This window comes from Halomicronema sp. CCY15110 (genome assembly GCF_016888165.1).
Taxonomy (GTDB): Bacteria; Cyanobacteriota; Cyanobacteriia; order Phormidesmidales; family Phormidesmidaceae; genus Halomicronema.
Genome location: NZ_JACSWC010000144.1, coordinates 1 through 1,230, shown reverse-complemented (window position 1 = coordinate 1,230; position 1,230 = coordinate 1). Strand labels below are relative to the sequence as shown.

General features: G+C 56.4%; 3 protein-coding genes. All 3 read right to left on the bottom strand.

Features of this window, described 5'->3' with window-relative positions; all coding sequences use genetic code 11:
* Positions 1-73: 73 nt before the first annotated feature.
* From JUK32_RS02835 to JUK32_RS02825, 3 genes are read right to left on the bottom strand one after another with little or no spacing between them, the layout of a single operon-like run.
* Positions 74-319, bottom strand: a complete 246-nt coding sequence (locus JUK32_RS02835) for a hypothetical protein (RefSeq protein WP_204137338.1) — start codon at positions 317-319, stop codon at positions 74-76.
* A 3-nt stretch (positions 320-322) separates the two neighbouring features.
* The gene (locus JUK32_RS02830; RefSeq protein ID WP_204137337.1) at positions 323-613 is read right to left on the bottom strand and encodes a transposase; all 291 of its coding nucleotides are present in this window, start codon (positions 611-613) and stop codon (positions 323-325) included.
* A complete protein-coding gene (locus JUK32_RS02825; RefSeq protein WP_204137336.1) occupies positions 594-1,046 on the bottom strand; it encodes a hypothetical protein in 453 nt (150 codons plus the stop codon). Before JUK32_RS02825 ends, JUK32_RS02830 begins: the two co-directional genes overlap by 20 nt.
* Positions 1,047-1,230 lie beyond the last annotated feature (184 nt).

The following is a 1,230-nucleotide window of genomic DNA, read 5'->3' as shown; positions in this document are numbered from 1 at the left end:
CATCTTCTTTACGCGCTCAATGTTCTATCGATAAATCGTTTCAAGCATTTTGCGGACAACTTTTGTCAGTCAATCAGCCGTGCCAGTTGAGCTGTAGACGTTTGCCAGCCCTGACCAGCAGTATCCCGAACATCACGGCAATGAGATGGGCGATGTCGAGCAGCATCGCCAGGGTCGTCAGTTGCTGAGCGTTGCGCCGCCGAGATTGCGGCAGGTGGAATCCGGCTGACTTGTAATCCTTGAAATGCGGTTCGATGCCGCCAAAGCGTTCGCCATAGCGAGCAAACGTGTGCAGCGATGGGTCGGCACTGGAGAGCACGGCTCACGGCTCCGAGGCGGTTGAGAGTTGAGCGGTAGCTAAGTGCGCCGGAATCTCGTCATAGACCTCAACGTGACGATAGCAATAGGCTTCGTCCGGTGGGGGCCAAAGGTCATTGACTTGGCAAGGGCGTCCGGTCGCCAGCCGGAGGGAGACATCCCCTTTCCGGCGAATCATCCAGTCCCACTGATGAGCTTGCAACCACTGTAGGAGTTGCTTGTGGTCAAAGCCCCGGTCGGCCAACCAGGTCACCTCGCACCCGGCTGGCAACCGGCTATAGGCTTGCTCTAGCACCGTTTGATAGTCCTCGAAAGCCACACTTGCACTCGGATGCTCCAGCACGACCTGCGCCACCGTCAGTGAACGTCCACCCCCAATCTAGGGACACCTCGACGAGACAATACTGATTCCACAACATACTGGTATCGAGGGCTAAGGTGACCGCGGTGTGGGCAAAAGCCGCTAAGACTCGTTGCAGCAAGGGCTGATAGAAGCGCTCGGCACTGATGTGCGGATTGTCCAGCAGATACTGCAGTCGCCCCAGATGCGCGCGCGCCCCGCAGCGACGATGACTCAGGTAGGGCAACCAACGAGCGGGTGCGGCTTGCTGAGACTGCAGTATCGCACCCACCGCCTCGCAGACCCCTGGCAGATGACGCACCTCTTTGGCGTTCACCCATTGACTCAGTTGGGTCATCAGTTGACGATAAAGGTGGGGAGTCGCCATGGCAGTTGCTGGTAGTTGGGGAACTTCAGCCTCTCATAGATGGCTCCCCTTCTCAATCTGAGAAACCACTAATATCAATACTTTCAGGACTTTTCTGCACCACTAAGGCGGTGAGCTGACAATGCCCAAACGCTATATTGTCCGCCTGAGCGAAAAAGAACAGCAGGATCTTCAAGACTTGGTT